18 protein-coding genes and 1 tRNA gene are annotated in these 21,591 nt (G+C 62.7%); 2 read left to right on the top strand and 17 right to left on the bottom strand.

The genetic code is table 11. The features are described 5' to 3' along the window. Positions 1-169 precede the first annotated feature (169 nt). On the bottom strand, positions 170-1,177 hold the full coding sequence (locus tag EIC84_RS24290; RefSeq protein ID WP_003063684.1) for a tripartite tricarboxylate transporter substrate binding protein: 1,008 nt from the start codon (positions 1,175-1,177) through the stop codon (positions 170-172). 106 nt (positions 1,178-1,283) lie between these two features. Here EIC84_RS24290 and EIC84_RS24295 point away from each other — a divergent pair, with 106 nt between their 5' ends. After that, positions 1,284-2,210 (top strand): LysR family transcriptional regulator, encoded by a 927-nt coding sequence (locus EIC84_RS24295; RefSeq protein WP_003063682.1) that lies wholly within the window; start codon positions 1,284-1,286, stop codon positions 2,208-2,210. Positions 2,211-2,511: 301 nt separating this feature from the next. Here EIC84_RS24295 and EIC84_RS26630 read toward each other — a convergent pair whose 3' ends face one another. From EIC84_RS26630 to EIC84_RS24345, 10 genes are all read right to left on the bottom strand, one after another. Then, positions 2,512-2,754 carry a transcriptional repressor gene (locus EIC84_RS26630; protein WP_080554117.1) on the bottom strand — a complete coding sequence of 81 codons (243 nt, stop codon included), beginning with the start codon at positions 2,752-2,754 and terminating at the stop codon, positions 2,512-2,514. A gap of 14 nt (positions 2,755-2,768) precedes the next feature. Further along, positions 2,769-4,157 carry an efflux transporter outer membrane subunit gene (locus EIC84_RS24305; RefSeq protein WP_003063680.1) on the bottom strand — a complete coding sequence of 463 codons (1,389 nt, stop codon included), beginning with the start codon at positions 4,155-4,157 and terminating at the stop codon, positions 2,769-2,771. Positions 4,158-4,159: 2 nt separating this feature from the next. Continuing rightward, entirely contained in the window at positions 4,160-6,118 is a 1,959-nt protein-coding gene (locus EIC84_RS24310; protein WP_003063678.1) for an ABC transporter permease, read from the bottom strand. A 5-nt stretch (positions 6,119-6,123) separates the two neighbouring features. Then, a complete protein-coding gene (locus EIC84_RS24315) occupies positions 6,124-7,305 on the bottom strand; it encodes an efflux RND transporter periplasmic adaptor subunit (protein WP_003063676.1) in 1,182 nt (393 codons plus the stop codon). Between the two features lie 109 nt (positions 7,306-7,414). Then, positions 7,415-7,756, bottom strand: a complete 342-nt coding sequence (locus EIC84_RS24320) for a DUF3325 domain-containing protein (RefSeq protein WP_003063673.1) — start codon at positions 7,754-7,756, stop codon at positions 7,415-7,417. After that, entirely contained in the window at positions 7,753-9,489 is a 1,737-nt protein-coding gene (locus EIC84_RS24325; protein ID WP_003063672.1) for a PepSY domain-containing protein, read from the bottom strand. The genes EIC84_RS24320 and EIC84_RS24325 overlap by 4 nt, the downstream gene beginning before the upstream one ends. After that, positions 9,489-9,782, bottom strand: coding sequence for a hypothetical protein (locus tag EIC84_RS24330; RefSeq protein ID WP_003063670.1), 294 nt, complete (start codon positions 9,780-9,782; stop codon positions 9,489-9,491). The genes EIC84_RS24325 and EIC84_RS24330 overlap by 1 nt, the downstream gene beginning before the upstream one ends. A gap of 12 nt (positions 9,783-9,794) precedes the next feature. After that, positions 9,795-12,017 carry a TonB-dependent siderophore receptor gene (locus EIC84_RS24335; RefSeq protein ID WP_003063667.1) on the bottom strand — a complete coding sequence of 741 codons (2,223 nt, stop codon included), beginning with the start codon at positions 12,015-12,017 and terminating at the stop codon, positions 9,795-9,797. Positions 12,018-12,556: 539 nt separating this feature from the next. Next, positions 12,557-12,633, bottom strand: a tRNA-Gln gene (locus EIC84_RS24340). A 175-nt stretch (positions 12,634-12,808) separates the two neighbouring features. Continuing rightward, entirely contained in the window at positions 12,809-14,185 is a 1,377-nt protein-coding gene (locus tag EIC84_RS24345; RefSeq protein ID WP_034361716.1) for an amidohydrolase, read from the bottom strand. A gap of 96 nt (positions 14,186-14,281) precedes the next feature. Here EIC84_RS24345 and EIC84_RS24350 point away from each other — a divergent pair, with 96 nt between their 5' ends. Further along, a complete protein-coding gene (locus EIC84_RS24350; RefSeq protein ID WP_003063665.1) occupies positions 14,282-15,316 on the top strand; it encodes a GlxA family transcriptional regulator in 1,035 nt (344 codons plus the stop codon). 196 nt (positions 15,317-15,512) lie between these two features. Here the strand turns inward: EIC84_RS24350 and EIC84_RS24355 are convergent, their stop codons facing one another. The 6 genes from EIC84_RS24355 to EIC84_RS24380 form a co-directional block, all read right to left on the bottom strand. After that, entirely contained in the window at positions 15,513-16,499 is a 987-nt protein-coding gene (locus EIC84_RS24355) for a tripartite tricarboxylate transporter substrate binding protein (RefSeq protein ID WP_003063664.1), read from the bottom strand. Between the two features lie 68 nt (positions 16,500-16,567). Next, complete coding sequence (locus tag EIC84_RS24360; protein WP_003063662.1) at positions 16,568-17,497, bottom strand: glyoxylate/hydroxypyruvate reductase A; 930 nt, start codon at positions 17,495-17,497, stop codon at positions 16,568-16,570. A 152-nt stretch (positions 17,498-17,649) separates the two neighbouring features. Beyond that, complete coding sequence (locus EIC84_RS24365; protein ID WP_003063661.1) at positions 17,650-18,420, bottom strand: class II aldolase/adducin family protein; 771 nt, start codon at positions 18,418-18,420, stop codon at positions 17,650-17,652. A gap of 42 nt (positions 18,421-18,462) precedes the next feature. Continuing rightward, on the bottom strand, positions 18,463-20,007 hold the full coding sequence (locus tag EIC84_RS24370) for a class I adenylate-forming enzyme family protein (protein WP_003063659.1): 1,545 nt from the start codon (positions 20,005-20,007) through the stop codon (positions 18,463-18,465). Between the two features lie 86 nt (positions 20,008-20,093). Beyond that, complete coding sequence (locus EIC84_RS24375) at positions 20,094-21,080, bottom strand: tripartite tricarboxylate transporter substrate binding protein (RefSeq protein ID WP_003063656.1); 987 nt, start codon at positions 21,078-21,080, stop codon at positions 20,094-20,096. Between the two features lie 128 nt (positions 21,081-21,208). Further along, positions 21,209-21,591, bottom strand: a 383-nt coding sequence (locus EIC84_RS24380; RefSeq protein WP_205699881.1) for an electron transfer flavoprotein subunit alpha/FixB family protein, incomplete at its 5' end; no start/stop codon positions are given.

The following is a 21,591-nucleotide window of genomic DNA, read 5'->3' on the forward strand; positions in this document are numbered from 1 at the left end:
CGACGCGGCGCACCAGCGCACGGCCGATTCAAGGCCGGCCCCAGCAGCGTCAGCCAGCGCAGCGGAACATGATCAGCGCCGAACCGAAGCCCGTGATACCTAACACCACGTAGCCGTCACCACCACCACACCGTCCGGGCCAGGCCTCAGTCGACCGGGTATGAAACGCTCACTGACGCTGGATGCCCACGTCCTTTACTAGCTTCTGGTAGACGAGAGCTTCGTTCACGTAAAATTTCGCGGCTTCCTCCAGCGTCATGGGCTTGCCCACGATCATGCTGTTGGCCACCAGTGTCTCGCGCACCTTGGGTTCGGCCATGACCGCCTGCAGCGCATTGAACAACTGGGTCTGCACGGCCGGCGGCGTGCCCTTCTTGACCAGATAGCCGCCCCAAACGGTGAAGTAGAAGTTCTTCAGCAGCTTGCCCTCCGTCATGGTGGGAATGTTCGGCAGCGTCTGTGCACGCGTCGCGCTGGCCTGCCCGATGATCTTGATGCGGCCGGCAGCAACCATGCCGTCGATGGCGGCGTAGTACGGCAGGAAAGCGAAATCAACGTTGTCACCAGCCATGTCCTGAAGCAGGGGAGCGCCGCCTTTGTAGGGTACGTGCGTCATCGTGGCGCCGATGGTCTGGCCCAGCCGCTCGGCCAGCAGGTGATAGAGCGAGCCAGGACCGACGCTACCGTAGTTCAGCGGCTGCGTCTTCGAGGACTGACGCGCCAGCGTGATGAGTTCGTCCGTGGTGTTGGCCGAGAGAGTGGCACGGGCGACCAGGACGATCGGCGTATAGGTGTTCAGCTGCACCAACTGGAAGTCGTCCGGGCTGATTTTCAAGGCCGAGTTAACCAGCGGCGACAGGATGAGCTCATTGGGCGTTCCCTGGTACAGGTAAAGGCCGTTGGCTGGCGCATTCAGCACCTTGCGCGCCGCGATGGCACCACTGGCACCACCCAGGTTCTCGACCACCACAGGACGCCCCAGCTTCTCGGCCAGCGACGCGGAAACGGTGCGCGCAATGATGTCCGATGCGCCTCCCGCCGGGTAGGGAACCATGATCGCAAGGGTGCCGTCCCGCGGCAGCTGGGCGTGCGCCGCATGGGCCAGCACGCCACCGACAAGGCCTACGAAAAGGATAAGCGCCAAACGCTGGAAGACACGCGTGAAAGAGGCTTTCATGGGAAGTTTTCCTCGTCGCAATGGTGGACGAAGGGATCGTAGAAATCTGGTAAAAATACGTCAAATGCATTATTTTTCTAAAAATCATTGATTTTTCTCATACTCAATGAACCTCCAGCAATTGCGCCACTTGATCGCCCTGTTTGAAACAGGCTCCTTCAGCCGGGCGGCCGAACAAACGCATCTGACCCAGCCTGCCCTGAGTCGGAGCATTCAATTGCTGGAGGAGGAACTTGGCGTCCCCTTGATCGACCGGGTCGGCAAGCGCAACGAATTCACCGCCTATGGCAAGGTAGTGCTGGCACGCGCAAGACGTGTCGTGTTTGAGGCCGAGGAACTCAAGCGATCGACCCTGCTGCTGCGAGAGGGCTCAGTCGGCAGACTTCGAGTTGGCCTTACAACCACGCCGGCAGCGCTCTTCATGCTGCAGGTGCTCAAGACCTTCGCAATGAGTCATCCGAAGATTCACCTGGAGATCGCGCAGGGCGCCACCTCCACCCTGCTGGAGCAACTTGAACGCAAGCAGCTCGATGCGGTGGTGGCGGACGCCCGTGCGGTTCCGCCGTCGGAAGACCTCGCGATGGAGTCCTTGCCCAGCCTCGAGGCTGGCTGCCTCTGCCGTGCCGGACACCCTCTACTGCAGGAAGCACGGCCCGTGTCGCTGCAGCAGCTCACCCGCTATCCAGTGGCCGCGACCTACCTTAGCGAGGAGGTTGGCCGGATCTTCGTCGAGCGCCACGGCGGGGCTGCGCACCCCGACCAGCTAGTCACACTGCGCTGCGACTCGATCTCCACCTTGCTGCAGGTGGCTGCCGAAACCGATACCGTCTGCCTGGCTGTCTACGCGACCGCGCTCGATCAACTGGCCAGCGGCACGTTGAAGGTGCTCGCGATAACGCCTTCCCTGGAGGCATCAGCGCACTATGGCATCGTCAGCTTGGCAGGTCGCACCGCACCGCCCGCGCTGAACCTGCTGCGCTCCGTCCTGACCAGTGAGAGCGTGCGCATCCAGCGTGTATTACCGGAGCGTTGATTTCCATGGGAGCCTGACCTGAACGTCGCTGCCTTTGCTCAAGACGTTCGAGCAGAGCGTGCTTGAATGTCCCAAGGCTCGGGGGACCCAGGAAAGATTGCTAAGCGGTGGATTCCGGACGATGTAATCCTTGTCGTCCAGCTTCCACAGGGGCGCCGCCGGCAAAATTCAAAGGGCGAAAATCCGAGATGAAATCGCCTTGAAGAAAGGAAATCAGAAGCCCTTGCTTTCTGCATGAATCCTTTGCTTGCAGGATGAATGCGAATGCCGCCCCCAGACTGAAGCGTTCTTGCGGATTCACTCAGTTCAAAAGCAGATAGCCAGACTCACGTCCCTGTCTGCCGTTGTGATGCACAACACCCAGCCTGCTTAGCTGTGCCACAACCTGCATAACGGTTCCCACACTGACAGGAGTCCCCCGAAGGTATAGCTGTCGATATATCTCATCTCTGCTGAGAGCATGGGGAGCAGAACTCAGCAGGACTTGAAGCACGCCAATTCTGGCGACCGTCGGACGCAGTCCTGCTGCCCTCAACCGTTGCATTACGCTTACGCCCCTCAACTCTCGGGCCCTTCCGGCAATCGCCTCCAGCCTCCTCCCAAGGCCCTGTAAAGCGCGATGCTTGCCTGAAGGCGCTCCTGTCGTATTTGAACTGCCAGGTCTCGGCTCTGATAGGCCACACGCTGCACATCCAGCAGGGTCTGCAAGTTGTCCGCCCCTGCCTTGTATCGGCTTTCCGCCAGCGAAAGAGCCCTCTGGGCCTGAGCCACTTCCTCCGCCTGAACCACCGCCTGTCTTTCTGCGCCGTCAACCGCATTCAATGCAGTTTGAACATCATTGAAGGCTTGCAGAATGGCCTTGCGGTAGCCGATCACAAGCTCCTGCTTTTGCGCTGCAGCCAGTTCCCGGTTCGAAGCAAGTCGCCCTGCATCAAAGATCGGAGCCAGAATTCCCGCTGCCAGAGAAGACAGGGGATTCTCCAACAGCCTGCTGAACTTTTCGCTCTCGGAGCTCAGGCCCGCAGTCAGCGTCACGCGGGGCAGCATGGCTGCTCTGGCAGCGGCAAGATTCGCATCCGCCGCGAGCAGTTGAGCCTCCGCTTTCGCCACATCCGGCCTGCGTGTTATCAGATCCGCAGGCGTACCCTGGCGAACGCCTGGAATCGCCAGATTCGAAAGACTGGTCTCGCTCACAAGATCCATAGTCCATTGCCCCGACAGCAATGCCAGCACCGCGTGTGCGTCTGCAATCTGTTTTCGGAGCAAGGCCACAACACGCTGCTGTGCAGCAACCTGGCCACGCTGCTGAGCCAGCTCCACGGAGGTCGCTGCCCCATAACGGGCTCTGGACTCGACCAGCTTCAAGAGCCGCTCGGAAATCTCCAGGTTGAGCTGGGCAATCGCGGCGCGCTCGCGCAAGCCCACACACTGGAGCCAGGCCTGGGCGACTGAGGCAGTGACAGTCAGTCTCACGGTCTCACGGTCAAACACGCTGGCCTGCCTGTTGGACTCTGCGGCGTCTCTCAAAGCACGCTGACGCCCCCAGAAGTCCAGCTCGTAACTGCTCGACAGACCCACTCGCCAAGTGCTGGCGTCTCTTTCCGTATGACTGTCCATCGCTGCAGATCTTGTGGCACCGAAATCTGCGTTCAAATCCGGTACCCGGGCCGCACGTGCATAAGTTGCCCGGGCATCCGCCTGCTGCACTCTCGCGACGGCAGCCGCCACATCCAGACTTTGAGTCCGGGCTTGCTCAACCAGTGCGCTGAGCTCCGGGCTGCCAAAACCGTGCCACCAACTGGCGCTGACTTGTTCGTTTTCCGCCCCCTGCTCCTGCGCCCAGGCATAAGGAATATCGAGAGACATTCCCCGGGTCTCGTTACTGGATTGCGTTGTCGCGCATCCAGCCAGAGCAAGAGCCGCCAGCACTGCGTTCCATTTGTACATGCCTACTCTCCCGCCAATGCTCGCACGGGCTCCAGACGCGCCGCCGTCCTGGCAGGCATGAAGCCAAAAACCAGACCGGTGAGCACCGCACAGGCAAATGCACCCAACATGGCTTTTACCGAAAAAATCACAGGTACGCCCGAGATAAGAAGCGTCATTCCGATGCCCAGCCCCGCAAGCAGACCGACGCCCCCACCCACAATGGTCACCATGCTGGCTTCCGTCAGGAACTGGCGCAGGATGTCACGCTGGCGAGCCCCCACTGCCATGCGAATGCCAATCTCCCTGGTCCGCTCGCGCACCGTCATCAGCATCACGTTCATGACTCCGATACCACCGACCACCAGTGAAACTGCCGCAATCAGCCCCAGCATCACGGCCATGCTCTGGCGAGTTGCTGCTTCGGCCTGAATACGAGCTGCTGCATTGCCGATGCCGAAGTCTTCCCGCCCCCCGTGCCGCGCCAGCAGAAGGCTGTGGATCGATTCCTCGGCTTCATGGACCTGCTCCGAGGAGCTGGCCTCCACGACCACGTAATCGGGCTGTGTCTGCGCTTGATAGACTCTCGCACGCCCCGACTGATAGGGAATGAAGACCATGTCGTCATAGTCCTGGGCGCCGGAGTCAGCCCCACGCTCGCTCATGACGCCGATGACTTCGAACGCCGAGCTCCCGATGATCAGCTGCAGCCCCAATGAATTGGCCACCTCTGGGAAAAAATGCTGGTGCGCCTTGTGCCCTATCACCACCAGCGGAGCCAGATCTCGGTCCTCCACATCCGTGAAGTAGCGCCCCTGGGCCACCCTCCAGTGGTGAACCAGCGGCATCTCCTCGCTGGCTGCAAACACATAGATCTGCTTGTCGGCCTTGCCATAGCGCACCGTGACAGGGTCTCCGATGACGGGCATGACTCTGCGTATCGCCGGCAACTCCCGCATGGCGGCCAGATCGTCTTCGGTGATCTGGCCCGCTGGTCCACCGCTGGCCGGTGGTTTGCTGCCCATATAGAGAATGGCTGTTCCCATGGTGCCCATCTGCTCGACCACTTTGCGCCGTGCGCCTTCACCGATGGCCAGCATGACGATCACCGAGGCCACACCGATCACGATGCCCAGCAAGGTCAGGCTGGTGCGTACCCGGTTCATGCGCATGCCGCGCCAGGCACTGCGTGCAGCTTCGGAAATCTCAGCCACCCAGGATATTGCCGATGTTGCGGTATTGCGCTGCGGGGTCAGCGGAGGAACCTCTGCTCGGCTTTGAATGCCATCGGGAGCACTGTCATTGACGACACGTCCATCGCTGATTTCGATGACACGCCTTGCCTGAGCCGCAACGTCGCGATCATGCGTAATCACAATGATGGTGTGTCCCGCATCGGCCAGCTCGCGCAGCAAAGCCATCACCTCGGCGCCGCTATGCGAGTCAAGAGCCCCTGTCGGCTCGTCGGCCAGGATGATGTGGCCGCCGTTCATCAACGCCCGTGCAATGGACACGCGCTGCTGCTGACCGCCCGACAGCTGATTGGGGCGATTGCCCAGGCGCGACCCCAGCCCCAGACGCTCGAGCAGGAGCTGGGCTCTTTGCACCCGCTGCTCCTTGGCCAGGCCTGCATAAATCGCAGGCATCTGCACATTCTCCGAGGCACTTTCACTGGGAATCAGGTGATAGCCCTGAAACACGAAACCGAAGGCTTCGCGACGCAGCCAGGCCAGGGCATCCGAGTCCAGCGTGGATACATCCTTACCTTGAAACCGATAGCAACCTTCGCTCGGTTTATCAAGGCAACCCAGGATATTCATCAAGGTGGACTTGCCCGAACCGGAGCTGCCGACGACGGCCACATACTCACCCGCGCGAATATCCAGATCAATGCCGTGCAACACGGTCACCGACGGCTGCTCGCCCACTCCGCCATAGTGCTTGCGAATGCCACGCAGCGAAATCAGCGGAACCTGTTCCATCGCACTCACCATTGCAGCCACCGCAGACCGCCAGGAATCAGGGTTTCGCCGACGATGACCCGCTCGCCCTCAGCCACGCCGTCAAGCACCTGCACCTGATGGCGACTTCGTACTCCGAGCTTCACGTTTCGCTGCTCAGGCTGCCGTTTGGCTGTCAGCACCCGAACGCTCTGCGATTGCTGATCTTTCTCAGACTGAAGAGCTGTCAATGGAACCGTCAAGGCCTGCTGCGCACTGCCGGTCACAAAGACCACCTGGGCCGTCATTTGTGGCAGCAGTTCCGCGTCCTTGTTATCCACGTCGAACAATGCCGTATAGGTCACAGCCTTGGTGGCCGCCGCAGGCGCCGCCGCATTGCCTGCTGCGGGGGCAACACTGGCCGGCGGCGCAGGCAGCACCTGCCTCACCCGGCTGTTCCACCGGCGCGCCTGTTCCTGACCTGCACTCCCCAGGGTCGTGAAATACACGGACATGTCCGCTCTCACGCGCCGCACGTCGGCCTCCGATACATCCGTCCAGACCGTCATGGCCGTCAGATCGGCAATGCGCAAGATATTGGGCGTCTGATAGGTCGCATTCAAGGTCTGCCCTTCACGCGCATCGACGGACACCACCGTACCGGACATCGGTGCGTAGATGCGGGTATAGCCCAGACGCGCTTCGTCAGCCTTGAGGCTGGCCTGTGTTTGCTGCATCTGAGCCTTGAGATGGTCGATGCGTGCGGCAGCTCCGGCCACCTGGGCCTCGGCAATCTGCACATCTTCCTGCCTGGTCGCCTCTTCGGCGGCCAGCTGCTGTTGTCGCTTCAATTGCTGGCCGGCCAGTTTCAGCTGTGCCTGCTGCTCTGCAATCTGGGCGCGCAAGCTCGCCAGCGATGCTCTGCCCGCATCCACCGTGGCGCGCTGCACGCTGGGGTCGATCTCCACCAGCAATGCGCCTTTCTCGACCCTGGCTCCTGGACTGACCAGCAAACGGGTGATCTGACCCGAGACCTGCGCCCCTACATCCACATAGGTTCTGGGCTGCAAAGTACCGATGGCAGTGACGGTGGACTCCACATCGCCGCGCTGCACCGCAACACTTTGGTACTCGACCCTGGGCCGACTCCCCCACCACAAGGCAATACCTCCAGCACAGACCAGCAGCAGCCCGAGGCTGCCCCAGCGTTTGATTTGTCCCACCGTCATGAACGTTGCACTTTCCAGAAAACAATTCGCAGTCGCTGCTGAAACCCATGGCCACGGCATGAGTTGGAGCGATTGAAGATCAGAAGCCTTGCGGGCTTCAAGGGATCCGTCACCAGAGGCAGCTGACGCCCCCCTGCAGCGCCGTCATGGCGCCCGCCACCGCCAGGTGTCGAGCCGACCAGGAAAGCCCCGCGACCGTCGCGAGAGCCCCCAGACTCCAGAAGCCCAGCACGAGCACGCTGCCAACCGTTGCACTCCACCCACGCATGGCAGGCAGGCAGACGGCCAGCAAAAGCAATGCTCCCAGCACACGCAGCGCCATGCGATGCGCTGTCGGCACCTCGTCCAGAGATGTCAATTGCGCGTAATGGCGGTCCATGGCAAAAGCCAGAGCCGTCATGCCTCCCATCGAAAGAGCAAAGGCCTGCAAGGATGACTGCCACAAGGTCATGACAGGCTCCCTTGCTTAGCGGCACTTGCGTCCGCAGCCGCAGGCAGGTCTTTCGACAATTCACGAGCCGACAATTCACGAGCCATTTGCTTTCGCACGGGCTTCAGGCCCGATGCCTTGCGCATCCAGGCCCAGGCGCCGGCCGCCGCCACTCCGACAGCAAGGGCGAAAAGCTCAACCCCCGCGCTCTCCCAGTCGCCATCGAGAAGGTATGCAGCAAGTTGCTCTCCAGTCGTCACAAGATTCAGCAAGGGCAACAGAAGACAAAGCACAGCCAGTGCTGCCATCTGATCGCGCCAAGCCAGTGGCGGCGACCTCAGCAGCGCATGTATGAGAGCCAGAATCCACAGCGCAAAGAAGACCACCAGCTCCCATCTGGAGCGTTGCGAGATTTCGAGAGGCAGCAAACGATTGGCCCACAAAAATCCCACGCAGGCGATGCCCAGTCCCGCGATAGCCGCCACATTCGCGGCTTCAATCATCCGGTAGACCTTGGAGGTGCTGGAGCCAAACTCCCCCTGATGCCTCCCCCGCCGTTTGACCATGAAGAGAATCGCCCCCGTAGCCATCATGGCGCTTCCGGCCAGCCCGCAAATGAAGTACAGCCACTTCAGCGGCAGCCCGCCATAAGTCGCCATATGCAGCCCGCCGATCACCGATTGCGCGAGTGATGCCGCACCGCCATCCACACCTCCGGGCAAGCGCAACTGCTGCAACTCTCCAGTAGCGGCCGAGAACATGGCCATGCCGCTGCTGGGGCTGAGACGCTTGCTCAGATCGTCGGCTTCATTCCATCCATAGATGCCGATGCGTGCAGCTGCATCGCCCGGGTAATCAATCACCACCGCTCGCACCGGTTGCCCGATCAAGGCCTGCCCGCGCAGCACGAAGGACTCCAGATCCGGTACGGGCATGGCCTGACCCGAACGCTGTGGCTTGCCTGGTTCATTCAGCGCCACCTGGAAAGACTTGACGGCTTCGGCACTGCTGCCGAAGTAGGCCGCAATGCCGGCAGGCATGAAGGTCGCGCAGGATATGGCGATGCCTGTATAGGCGATCATGAGCTGGAAAGGAAGCGTCAGCACCGCCACGACGTTGTGCATGTCCAGCCAGCTTCTCTGCCCTTTGCGAGCGCGGAAGGTGAAGAAGTCCTTGAAGATTCGTCTATGGGTGATCACTCCGCTGACCAGTGCAACCAGCATGGCAAGCGCGGCGATGCCCACAATCCAGAGTCCGAGCTGTCCTGCATGCAGCTGATAGTGGAAGTCCACGAAATGATGGCCACCCGATGTCTGGCGCACCTTGGGAGCTTCAGAGGCATCCATGGCACTTCCGGACTTCGGGTCCAGCTGGGCCGCCGCATACTGTCCCTCGCGATCGAACCAATAGACACGCAAGTCCCCGCCCCCTTGGGAGTCTGCAGGCCACAGCTCCCACATGTCTGCGCCAGGGTGCTGCCGCTCCATATAGGCCATGCCCCATTGCAGACGCTGGCTCAGGGAAGACTGCGCTTGCGGCACGGTGCCTGCCTGCCTGGCCTCGGCTTGTTCATGGGCATGATGCTCGGGAGTCATCCAATGGGTGATGGGCTCCTCGAAGACGGCCAGGGTACCCGTCAGAAAAACGGCATACAGCAGCCAGGAGAACCATAAGCCGCACCAGGTATGCAACCATGCCTGAGCCTGCCGGAAGCTGCCTTTGCCTGCGCCCGATTCCTTCTTTGCCGGCTGCATCAGCGTCCCTTCAGGAAGATCAACGCCGCGGTGCCAAGGAGCATGCCGAGCACCACGATGCCCAGCACGCCCCATATCCGGCGTGGCGATGCCGGAGAAAAAGCCCAAATCACGGCAGCCACGTACCAGAGCCAGCTGGACTGCATGCCCCCCAGAATGGTCTCCACACGAGATTGACTCATCGCACCACATAAAACCACCCAGGCACTGGAGACGGCATAGCCTCCCAGCACTGCAGCAGCCAGACGCGATCCCAGTCCCCAGTCAGAGCGCAGCCCATCAGATTGCGACATTGCTACACCCCGTCAGAAACGGCCCTTGAGCGACACGGTAACCGTACGCTTTTCGCCGTAGAAGTTGCCGTAGCCCGCATAGCCGACTGTGCTGTAGTAAGTCTTGTCAAACAAGTTCCCCACATTCATCGCAAGGCTCCAATCCTTGTTGAATGCATAGGCCACACGAGCCGACCAGACGGCGTAACCCGGGGAAGTGAAGTTGTACGGCGTCCAGGCTCCGTCATAACGACCCGTCGCCGGGTTGTAAGCGCTGATGCCCGAGGCCCGGTAGTTCGAGCTCTGCGCCACCACACCGCCGCCCACGCTCCAGCCGCGCAAAGCGCCGCTCATGCGATAGTCCGCCCAGGCCTTGAACAGATGGCGCGGCGTGACCGTGCTGAACTGTGCGCTGTCCTTGCGTCTGTCTTCATTGCTGTTGTAGGTATAGCCCACCGCCAGCTGGAGATTGGGAGTGATTCGCCCCGTCATCTCCAGATCGATGCCCTGGCTCAGCTTGAAGCCGTCGCGGAAGTAGCAGCAACCGCCGCGCCAATCGGTCTGGGGGTAAGCGGGGTCGTAAACGGCCTCGCCTTTTTTATCGGTACGAAACAATGCCGCACTGGCAATCAGATTGGGGGTCAGCTCGCTTTTGACACCCAGCTCGTAGGTACGACCACGCACCGGATCCAGCGGCGTCCCCGGCAGTGGTGCCGAGAACTTTCCGGCCTGGGACTGATAGATCTCGGCGGTGCTGAAATACAGATTGGTCGACTTGGTCAGCTCATGCATCAGCCCCATATAGGGCACAAAGACATTCGATTCCCGACTCTTTGCCGTGAGAGCACCGTTCATGTCGTGCTGGGTATTGCGATCCTGCAGCACATAGCGTCCGCCCAAAACCACGGACCAGCGCTCCACGGGACGCAGGCGAATAGAGCCATAGAGGCCGCTCTTTTGCGTTTTTGTCTGCGAGCCGCTGGTCCAGTCACCCAGCGGATAACCGGGGTCTTCCGGTGGAATCCGGTTGAAGACGTCGGCCGGCCCCACTCTCGGCCACAGGCTTCGATTGGTATTGCTGTTGCGGTGCTGATCCAGACCCAGTATCACATCGTGGCGCTGACCCAAGGCATCAAAGCTACCCTGCAAATTGATGTCGAAGCTGGTTTCACGCTCGCGTGACTTGGCTTGATGAATCCACCAGTCCGCCCCCTGCAGCGTGACGGGATCCGGCGAACTTTCGATCTCCGCGCCATTCACGCCCTCATTGAAGCGGGTGTGTCTGAGCTGGGTCTTGAGCAGCCAGTCATTGCCGAGTTGCTGCTCGAGCTTGGCAAAGACCGTGGTGTTCTCGCGATTGATCCAGTTCCAGGGTGCACCAAAGTTGGTATTGCGCGCAAAGCCGATATCGCTGCCATCCGCATAGCGCGGCAGGCTGGCATTGAAGCCCGTGTTTCTGTCTTTCTGATAGCTGGCACCCAGCGTGGCAACCGTGCTGGACGTCAGGTCCATCTCCAGCGCCCCATACAGCATCTGCCGCTTGAGCTTGGATGGGGCTGCCATTTCCTTTCGGTCATGGTTCACGGCCACGAAACGGCCACGCAGAGTTCCGCTTTCGTTCAACGCGCCCGTGGTGTCGAGCTCAGTGCGATAGTTGCTCATGGTTCCGCCGGAAAGCAGAACCTGCGTCTGACGCTTGGCCTGGGGCCTTTTGTAGGTGAAGTTCAGAACCCCACCAGCCTCACCTGCACCAAACAGACCGTCGGCTCCGCGCAGCACACTGACGCTGTCGAACTGCGCCATGTCCAGGCTGCGACTGCCCGAGCGAGAGGAGCTGGCAGCACCGCCATCGAACCGGAAATTGGTGATGTTCATGCCGCGGGACAGATAGGTCGTATCCAGCCAGGTCTCTTCGCGAGTGATCCCGGTGGTGTAGTTCATCACGTCATCGAGCGTGCGCATGGCCTGATCGTCCATGCGCTGACGAGTCACCACAGTCACCGACTGCGGAACCTCGCGCAGAGACTGCGCCGCCTTGCCGACCTCGACTCCGCCGGCCACGTAGGAATCACTCGACTCTCCATAGACATTGGGAATGGCCTTCTCCTGCACGGTCACTTCCGCAAGTGTCGATGCGGCATCCTCCTGCGCATGACTGACATAAGGCAGCAGGCAGACCACACTGACTGCCACAGCCGTGGCGTGAAGACGAAATGGCAAAGCCCCGGCTACGGGGAAAAACGAGCGTTCCAGCATGAGCGTTCAAAGAAAAACCAGGGTGCTTTCTTCAGGCAAGAAGTGCCGAAGAACGAATGACGCTGTGGCTGAAACGGAGATACCGTATAGGGGCTGGCAGCAAACAAACAGAACGAGAATCAATCTCAATTCCATTTGCGCGCAGATTGTAAAGCTCAGGTAAAAAAATTGCCACTGTTTTGTAAATCGATAGCGCAGGTCTGCTGCACTGCGACCAGCCACGCGCTGCTGAATCGCTGCTCATCGTCTGGGTTGACGCTATTCACACCTAGGCATCGAGCCCGCTCCAGCAAAGCTGCGGGACGGTTTGGCGGCACACCAGCGCCCCCGCCGGTGTCAGAGTGAAAGCACTCCTGCGAAACCTGGAATTTCTCTGCCGGACCTTGAGCCACTTCGGGCTTTATGGCGCACTCATTGGATACGCGTCGATCAATGGCTGCAGCAAGCCCAATCTGCCGGCTTCTCCTGGGAGCCAGGCGCAGCATTGAAGACAAAGAAAAAGCCCCGGCTGCATAAACAGTCGGGGCTTTTTTATATCTTGGCAGGGGAAGAAGGATTCGAACCTTCGCATGCTGGAATCAAAATCCAGTGCCTTAACCAGCTTGGCGACTCCCCTACAGAGATAGTGATTATAGCCCGGTTTTTCCAGGGTTTCAAAAAACGCCCATCGCCATGCAAAACCACGGCCAGCGAATCAATGCTTTGGTCGGGAGCGTTCAACGCTTGCCAATGCTTTTCGCTGCACCGAATCGCAAAGGCAAGCGACCTCAGCCGCTCATGGTGAACAACGACTATGGATTGCGCTGCAGATAGTCCACGGCCAGCGCGGCCAGTGAACGTGCCCCCGTGGGCAGCTGCTTCTCGTCGATATCGAACAGCGGCGAGTGGTTGGGCGGTGCCTTGGTGAAGTCATGGCCTGCCGGCGGCGCACCCAGGAAGTAGAAGAATCCCGGCACCACTTTCTGGAACTCCGAAAAGTCCTCGGAACCGCTGACCTTGGGAATCACCATGGCCCTGCCGCCCAGGGCCAGCTTGAGCGCGGGCAGCGAGGCCTCGGTCAGCGCGGCCGGATTGGTGGTGACCGGATAGGCCACGGGGCCGAAGCGCACCTTGGCCTTGGCGCCGCTGGAGGCCGCGATCTGCTCGGCCGTGGCCGTGATTCGCTTGTGCGCTTCCTGGCGCATGTCTTCGTCGAAGGTACGCAGCGTGCCCTGCATCTCGACATTGTCGGGAATGATGTTGTAGCGCGTGCCGCCCTGGATGGAACCAATGGTCAGCACGGCAGGCTCCAGGCTGATGTTGAGCTGGCGGCTGACAACGGTCTGCAGGCCCAGCACCACCTGGCTGGCCGCGACGATGGGATCGACCGCACTCCACGGCGACGAGCCATGGCCGCCCCGGCCCTCGACCTGGATGCTCAGGCTGTCCGAGCCCGCCATCAACGGCCCGCTGCGGTAGCCGACCATGCCCGGGGGAAGATTGGCCGTGATGTGCAGGCCGTAGATGGCCTGCACATCCTTGAGCACGCCGGCCTCCACCATGGCCTTGGCGCCGAAACTGGGTACATGGCCATGGGCATCGGCCTCCACCGGAGCGCCTTCCTCGGCCGGCTGGAAGATGAACTTCACCGTGCCCGGCAGCCTGGCGCGCATGCCGGCCAGCGCCTCGGCCGCACCCATGAGCATGGCCACGTGGGCATCGTGCCCGCAGGCATGCATGACCGAGACCTGCTTGCCCATGTACTGGGCCTTGGCCTTGGAGGCGAAGGGCAGGCCCGTCTTCTCGGCCACAGGCAGTGCATCCATGTCGGCGCGCAGGGCCACGGTCTTGCCTGGCTGGCCGCCGCGAAGCACGCCCACCACGCCCGTGCCGCCCACGCCGGTCTGCACCTCCATGCCCAGGCGGCGCAGGTGATCGGCCACCAGTTTGGCCGTGCGCACTTCCTGGCCCGACAGCTCTGGATGCTGGTGAATGTCGCGACGCCACTCCACCATCTTGGGCGCCAGCGGCTCAATGGCCGCATCCAGCGCTGCCAGACCCTGGGCATCCAGCCCCTGGGCGCTGGCTGCCAGCGGCAGGCCGCAGGCCAGCAAGCCGGCCAGCGCGATGCGCCGCAAGCCTATGCGGGGTGGTGTGGAAAGCTTTGTCTCGGACTGTTTATAAGGCATCTTCGTGACCCTGAAAAATGGCACAAGCAGTCATGCTAAAAGTGAAGCGCCTGTAACAGACACGGCGAAATCGCCATTCGAGGAGTCAGAAACGCCATGCCCCGGACCTTCGTCATCGAGCTGCCCTGCCTGGAGCACAGCGCCACAGGCCACGCCGCGCATCTCGTGGAGATGCTGCGCAGCGCCAACCTTGTTGCCGGCCTGCGCCTGGGCCGGCGCGCACCGCGCTTTGGCTGGCGCTGGGTCGATGACAGGGGCCAGACCCTGCCGGCCATGCCGCACGCGGCCGAAGGCGCCCTGGCCGAAGGGCCGGCGCATGCCGTCTTCGCAAGCACGCTGCATTGCCCCGACATTCCATCCATCCGCGACATCGTCGCCGCGCATCCGGGCCTCACGCAGCGCATCGCCACAGCCTTCGACCAGGGCCTGATCGTGTGCACGCTGGGCAGCGCCGCCTGGTTCGCGGCCGCCAGCGGGCGCTGCGAGGGCCGCCGTGTGGCCCTGCCCTGGTATTTCATGGGCGGATTCGGACTGGACTTTGCCGGTATAGAACTTGCCGAGGGCCAGCCCTTCGTGGACGACAGGCCCTGGCTCAGCGCCTCCCACCCGGAAGCCCTGACGCCCCTGGCTCTGGCGCTCACGCGCCATGCCTTCGGCGACGACCTGGCCGCGGCGCTGGCCGCCGTTCTGCAGCCCGATCCCCAGCGCGAACGCGCCACACGCGCCGCCCTGCAGGACCGCCGCATTCCCACCACACGGACCAGCGTGCTGGCCCACGCCCTAGCCTGGCTGGAGACGCGCGTTGAGCAGCCCTATGACCTGCGGGTGCTGGCGGACGCGGTATCAGCCAGCCCGCGCACCCTGCTGCGCCACTTCCAGCAGGAGTTGGGGCACAGCCCGCTGGACCACCTGCACCGCCTGCGCTGCGCGCGGGCTCGGGTGCTGCTCGAGATCACGCTGGAGAGCGTGCCCTCCGTGGCGCTGGCCTGCGGGTATGAGGATGCCTCCGCATTCCGGCGGGTGTTCGTCCGGTATGTGGGAATGACGCCCGCAGCCTATCGGGAAAGGCATGCATTGAGGGCGCCGAGGAGGCGGTGGCGCGTCGCCGCCAGCGAGGTTCCGCAGCCTTGACGGCACCGACAAGCTGACGGAGACCTCATCGCACTGTCCCGGGCTTGTTCGGCAGGAGTTCCCACGATGCAGCCATCTCCACTTCGCACCATAGGCGAATGAGGAGATCCCTTTGCGTTCACCTCACCCGGCAGCCGCTCCATTTCCCTTGAGGCCTGCTTCGCCCCCCTGCCGGGGACAAACCAGGCCAAGGAGCCTATTCCACCGTCACCTTGGCTTCACGGATCACTTTCCCCCATTTGGCAGTTTCAGCGGCGATGAAACGATCGCATTCCTCTGGTGTCGATCCTTCGGCAAACGTACCCATGGTCTGCTGCATGCGCTGCGTGATTTCAGGGCTGCGAATGATGCGAGCGACTTCGGCGGACATGCGCTGCACGATCTCCTTGGGCACTCCTGCCGGTGCAATCATTGCTGCCCAGGTGCTGCCCATCAGGTCGGGGATGCCTTGCTCGGCAAATGTCGGTACATCGGGCAAAACCGCCAGTCGCTTGTCGCTGGCCACGCCAATCAGACGAATGCGACCGGCCTTGGCAGGCTGGATCAGATTGGGCGGAGGATCTAGGAACAGCGGGATCTGACCACCCATGAGGTCGGTCAGTGCCGGTGCGGCCCCCTTGTAGGGCACATGAGTCATATCCGTCTTCGTCAGCAACTTCATCAACTCGGTTGTGAGATGCGCGCTGGAGCCGCTTCCCGAGGAGCCAAAGCTGACCTTGCCAGGATGTGCCTTGGCATAGGCAATCAGCTCCCGCGTGGTCTTGAACGGAGCATTGTTAGACACTGCAGCAACCAGAGGCGAGATCCCCATCAGAGACACGCCAACCAGATCCTTGCCAGGGTTGTAGGGCAGCTTGGGATACAGCGTGGTGTTGGCCGCATAAGCGGCAATCACCACTCCGAACGTGTAGCCATCAGGTGCGGACTTGGCCACCTGATCCACACCGATGAGACTGTTCGCACCAGGCTTGTTGTCGATGACGATGGGCTGGCCCAGCGCTTTCTGCAAACCCACTTGCAGCAGACGGGCCATCTGGTCGGTGAAGCCGCCCGCCGTGTAGGGAACGACGATGCGTATGGGCTTGGAGGGCCAGGGGCTCTGGGCCCAGACCGAGGGAGCCAGCATGGCGGCGCCGGCTGCGGCGCTCGATTGAAGAAAGCTGCGGCGAGATGTCGAAGGCATGAATGTCTCTTGGTTCTTGCAAGGATAAAGCGCCGCGCGGCAGCGCGACAGGGAAAGGGAAATACGTCTCAGTATCCGCGGGCCACGTCCACCAGGTTGAGCAAGGGCTCGCCCGCACGCAGGCGGCGCAGATTCTCCAGGCACTGGCGGGCCACGGTGTCGGCCGAGGCCTGGGCCGCGATATGCGGAGTGACAAAGGCCTTGGCGTGCCCCCACACCTTGTTGCCGGGCTGGGGCGGTTCCTCGCGCAGCACATCCAGCGCGGCGCCGGCCAGATGGCCTTCGTCGAGCAGAGCCAGCAGTTCATCCTCGACCACCTGTTCGCCGCGCCCCACATTGATGAAATAGGCGCCACGCGGCAGCAGGGAGAGCGTGCGGCGGTTCAGCAGATCGCGCGTCTCGTGCGTAAGCGGCAAGGCGCAGACCAGAATGTCGCTGCCGGACAGAAGCTGCTGCAGACCCTCAGCACCGCTGTGGGTGGTCAGGCCGGCAATGTTCTTAGCGCTGCGGCTCCAGCCCGCGACAGGATAGCCCACGGCCTGCATGGCAGCAGCCACGAAGCGACCGACCTCGCCCAGACCCAGAATACCCACGCGGCAGTCGGCGCCGGCGCGCACTGGGCGGCGCAGCCAGTCGCCGGCCTGCTGCTGGCGCGCGAACAGATCCAGCTCGCGCGTATGGCGCAGCGCGGTGCCGACCACATACTGGGCGATCTCCACATGCTGCTGCGAATCGACGGTGCGCGCCACGGGCAGGTCAGCCGGCAGATCGGGCACAGCCAGCAGCTTGTCCACGCCCGCACTGGGGGCGCACAGCAGCTTGAGTTGCGGATAGGCGGGCAGCACGCCCGGCTTGAGGCTCCAGGCGAGCATGGCTTCGACCTCGGCGGCCGGCGCTTCGTCGCGATGGGCCCAGACCTGCACGTCGGGCGCCAGCGCACGCAGCGCATCGACGATGGGAGCCCCCATGCTCGGGTGGATGTTGACCAGAATTCCCATTGATTTCTCCATGAATCTGAGCTCTGTTCGCTGCCTGCGAAACGGCAACAGCGCAAGCGAGTGACACCAAGCAAGGGCCGCCCCGCAGCGAGGGTGTCGTCCCCCTCCCGCGAAGCGAGAGAGGGGGAAGGCGCGCAGCGACTCAGGGGGTGTTAGTCCTTATAACTTGGGTCGATGCGGTCCAGGCGGCGCAGCAGGCCCGGCCAGGCCAAGCCCGCGCCTTTGCCCTTGGTGACCTGGCGCGACTGGTTGACCGCGTCGGCAATGATGGCCTGCGGGATGCGCGTCAGCTCGCCGCCACCCGACTGCGCCAAAATCTGGATGCGGCAGGCCGACTCCAGCGTGTACATGGCCAGCACGGCCTCGGCCACGCTGCGGCCGCAGGTCAGCAGCCCGTGATTGCGCAGGATGAGGAAATTGCTGGCACCCAGATCGTCCACCAGGCGCGGCTTTTCGTCATCACGCAGGGCCACGCCCTCGTAGTCATGGTAGGCCAGGCGCACCAGCGGGAAGATGGACTGCTGCGAGATGGGCAGCAGTCCATCCTTTTGAGCCGACACGGCGACGCCGTAGCGTGTATGCGTGTGCAGCACGCACTGCACCTCGGGCCGGCCGTCGTGGATGGCGCTGTGGATGACGAAGCCTGCAGGATTGACGTCGTACTCGCTGTCCATAAGCGGCTGGCCTTCGTGATCGACCTTGACCAGGCTGGATGCCGTGATCTCGTCGAACAGCATGCCGTAGGGGTTGATCAGGAACTGGCCGGGCTGGCCCGGCACGCGCGCCGAAATGTGGGTGAAGATCAGGTCGTCCCAGCCGAAGTGGGCTACCAGCCTATAGGCGGCAGCCAGCTCGACGCGGGTCTGCCACTCTTCGGGCGTCACCTGGCGGCGGACTTCGGACATCGTGGTGTCATGACTCATGGGATAGGTCTCGTGATGGGCATCGTGGAATGGAAGACAGGCTCAGCGTCCCGCCGCGTACTGGTCGCGCAGCTCACGCTTGAGCACTTTGCCGATGGCACTGCGCGGCAGCTCGGCGATGAAGCGCAGGTCGGCCAGGCGCTGGGTCTTGCCGGCTTGCTGGTTGTACCAGCCCATGATCTCCTCGGGCCGGGCCGGCTGGCCCGTGCGCGACACTACATAAGCCACGGGCGTTTCGCCCCATTGATCGGAGGGAACGCCGACCACGGCCACATCATCCACGGCCGGGTGGGCGCGCAGCTGAGCCTCCAGGTCGCTGGGATAGATGTTGAAGCCGCCGCTGATGATCATGTCCTTGCGACGGTCGAACAGGGTCAGAAAGCCGTCTGCATCGAATCGGCCCACATCGCCCGTGCGGATGAAGCGCTTGCCCGTGGCATCGAACCATTCAGCCTCGCGTGTCTTGGCGGGCTGACCGTGGTAGCCGCTCATCATGCTGGCCGAATGGCCCACAACCTCGCCGTCCGCGCCGGGAGCGACCTCGCAGCCCTGCTCGTCGATGAGGCGGATGTCATGGCCTTCGGCGGGCTGGCCCACGGTGTGCAGCTTGTCCGGGTGCAGATGGGCTTCGAGGATGCAGGTGCCCCCGCCTTCGGTCATGCCGTAGAACTCGGTGAGACTGCCTGGCCAGCGCGCCACCACATCGGCCTTGAGCTCGGCGCGAAACGGTGCACTGGTGCAGAACTTGGCCTGAAAGCTCGACAGGTCATGCTCGCCGAACTGCGGCAGTGCCATGATGCGCTGGTACTGCACGGGCACCAGCATGGTGTGGGTGACGCGGTGCTGCTGGGCCAGTTGCAGATAGCGTGCCGCGTCGAACTTGGGCATCAGCACCACGCAGCCGCCGCTGCCCAGCGTGGGGAAGAACACCACCAGTGTGGTGTTGGAGTACAGCGGCGTGGCCACTAGCGTCGTACCCTCGGGGCCGTAGCCGTAGACGCCGCCCCGGTTGATATGGGTCCAGCGCATGCCATGCGACTGCACGATGCCCTTGGGAGTCCCCGTGGTGCCCGAGGAATAGATGATGTTGAACGGTGCCTCGGGCGCAAGGCTCACGGCAGCGGGCTGCGCGCCTTCGGGTGCCAGCCAGTCCTCGAAGGCTCTGCCCGGCGCCACGCCGTCAAGCGAGATGCATTGCAGTCCGGTGTCTGCGGGCACCAGGTCCTGAGCCGCCTGGTCGAGGAACAGGTGACGCGCCTGGGCATCGCGCAGCATGGAAGCCAGGCTCTCGGCCGTGGAGGATGGCGCCAGCGGCGCAACCACCACGCCCGCACGCAGCGCGCCCAGGAACAGGGCGGCATAGCACACTGAATTCAACGCACAGATGGCAATGGCCTGGCCCGGCTGCACGCCGTCGCGCTGTAGCGCGGCGGCCACGCGCTCCATGAGGGCGTCGAGCTGGGCGTAGCTCAGCGTCTGCTGGTCGTCGCGCAGCGCGGCATGGCCGGGCTGCTGGCACGCATGGCTGCGGATCAGCGCAGCCAGCGTGGTGAAGGGTGCATCGGGCGAAGGCAGGGAAACAGTCATGAGGGGCTCCGTTTCAGGAATTCACGAATCTCAAGCGGACTGCACCTGCGGGCCCCACGGCCCTGCGGGCGCATTGGAGGACAGGCCTATTTGGCAGCCAGGCCCAGGCGATCGATCAGGACCTTGTCCTTGGCGTAGGCCTCGCGCACCCATTGCGCATAGTCGGCACCCGAGCGGTACCAGGCGTCCTGATTGAGCTGCCTGAGCACCTCGACATGGCGCGGATCGTCCATGGCCTTCTTGAAGGCGTCGTGCAGCTTGCGCACCACGGCCGGGTCCATGCCCTTGGGCCCCGCCAGGCCGTAGGGCGAGGTGGAGACCACGCCATAGCCCAGCTCCTTGGCCGTGGGCACGTCGGGCCAGCGCTGGGTGCGCTTTTCACCGAAGGTCATGAGCAGACGCATCTGGCCACCATTCACATAGGTGTCCCAGCCCGAGGCATCGCTTTGCGCGGCCACATGACCGCCCAGCAGGGCCTGCTGCAGGTCGGCATTGCCCTTGAAAGGCACATGATTGAGAGTGACCTTGGCGTTCTCGGCCAGCTCCTCCATCAGCAGATGCGGCGAGGAACCTATGCCCGTGGAACCGTATTCGATCTTGCCGGGGCTCTTGCGTGCGGCGGCAATGTACTCGTTGAAGCTCTTATAGGGCGAGTCCGAGCGCACCGTAAAACCGAAGGTATAGCCCGAGACACCGATGATGTAGGTGAAATCGGTGACCGGGTTCCAGGCGGTTTTTTGCATATGTGCCATGCGCAGCATGGACATGGGGAACTGGGTGATGGTGTAGCCGTCGGGCTTGGCGGTGCGCGCCATGGCGCCGGGGCCCAGCGTGCCGCCCGCGCCGGGCTTGTTCTCGACGATGATGGGCTGGCCCAGGTGCTTGCCCGCGATGTCGGCCAGCGTACGCATATGGCGGTCGGTGGGGCCGCCTGCCGGGAACGGCACGATCAGCGTGACCGGCCGCGCGGGATAGTCGCCGGACTGTGCCCAGGCTGATGCGCCGGTGCCTGCGGCAGTCACAAAAGCGGCTGTGGCAAGCACCAGGCTGCGGCGGTCAAGGGAAATCTGCATGTCTTGTCTCCTGAATCTCTGAACCAGGTGGGGCCGGGGCACATACTTGTGTGCCGCTCTGGCCAGGGCCCGGACAACGTTGTCCGGGCCGTTGGCACCGCCTTGTTGCGGGGGCGCCATGGCAAGGCTTAGATCGCCTTCACCAGCTCCGGCACTGCCTGGAACAGATCGGCTTCCAGACCGTAATCGGCCACCGAGAAGATCGGTGCTTCGGGGTCCTTGTTGATCGCCACGATCACCTTCGAGTCCTTCATGCCCGCCAGATGCTGGATCGCTCCCGAGATGCCGCAGGCAATGTACAGCTGGGGCGCCACGATCTTGCCGGTCTGACCCACTTGCAGGTCGTTGGGCGCGTAGCCCGCATCGACAGCCGCACGGCTGGCACCGATGGCCGCACCCAGCTTGTCGGCCAGGGGGGTGATCACTTCGGTGAACTTCTCGGCCGAGCCCAGAGCACGGCCACCGGAGACGATGATCTTGGCTGCCGTCAGTTCGGGACGATCGCTCTTGG

The sequence above is a fragment of the Comamonas sp. A23 genome (assembly GCF_004522605.1).
Lineage (GTDB): Bacteria > Pseudomonadota > Gammaproteobacteria > Burkholderiales > Burkholderiaceae_C > Comamonas > Comamonas thiooxydans.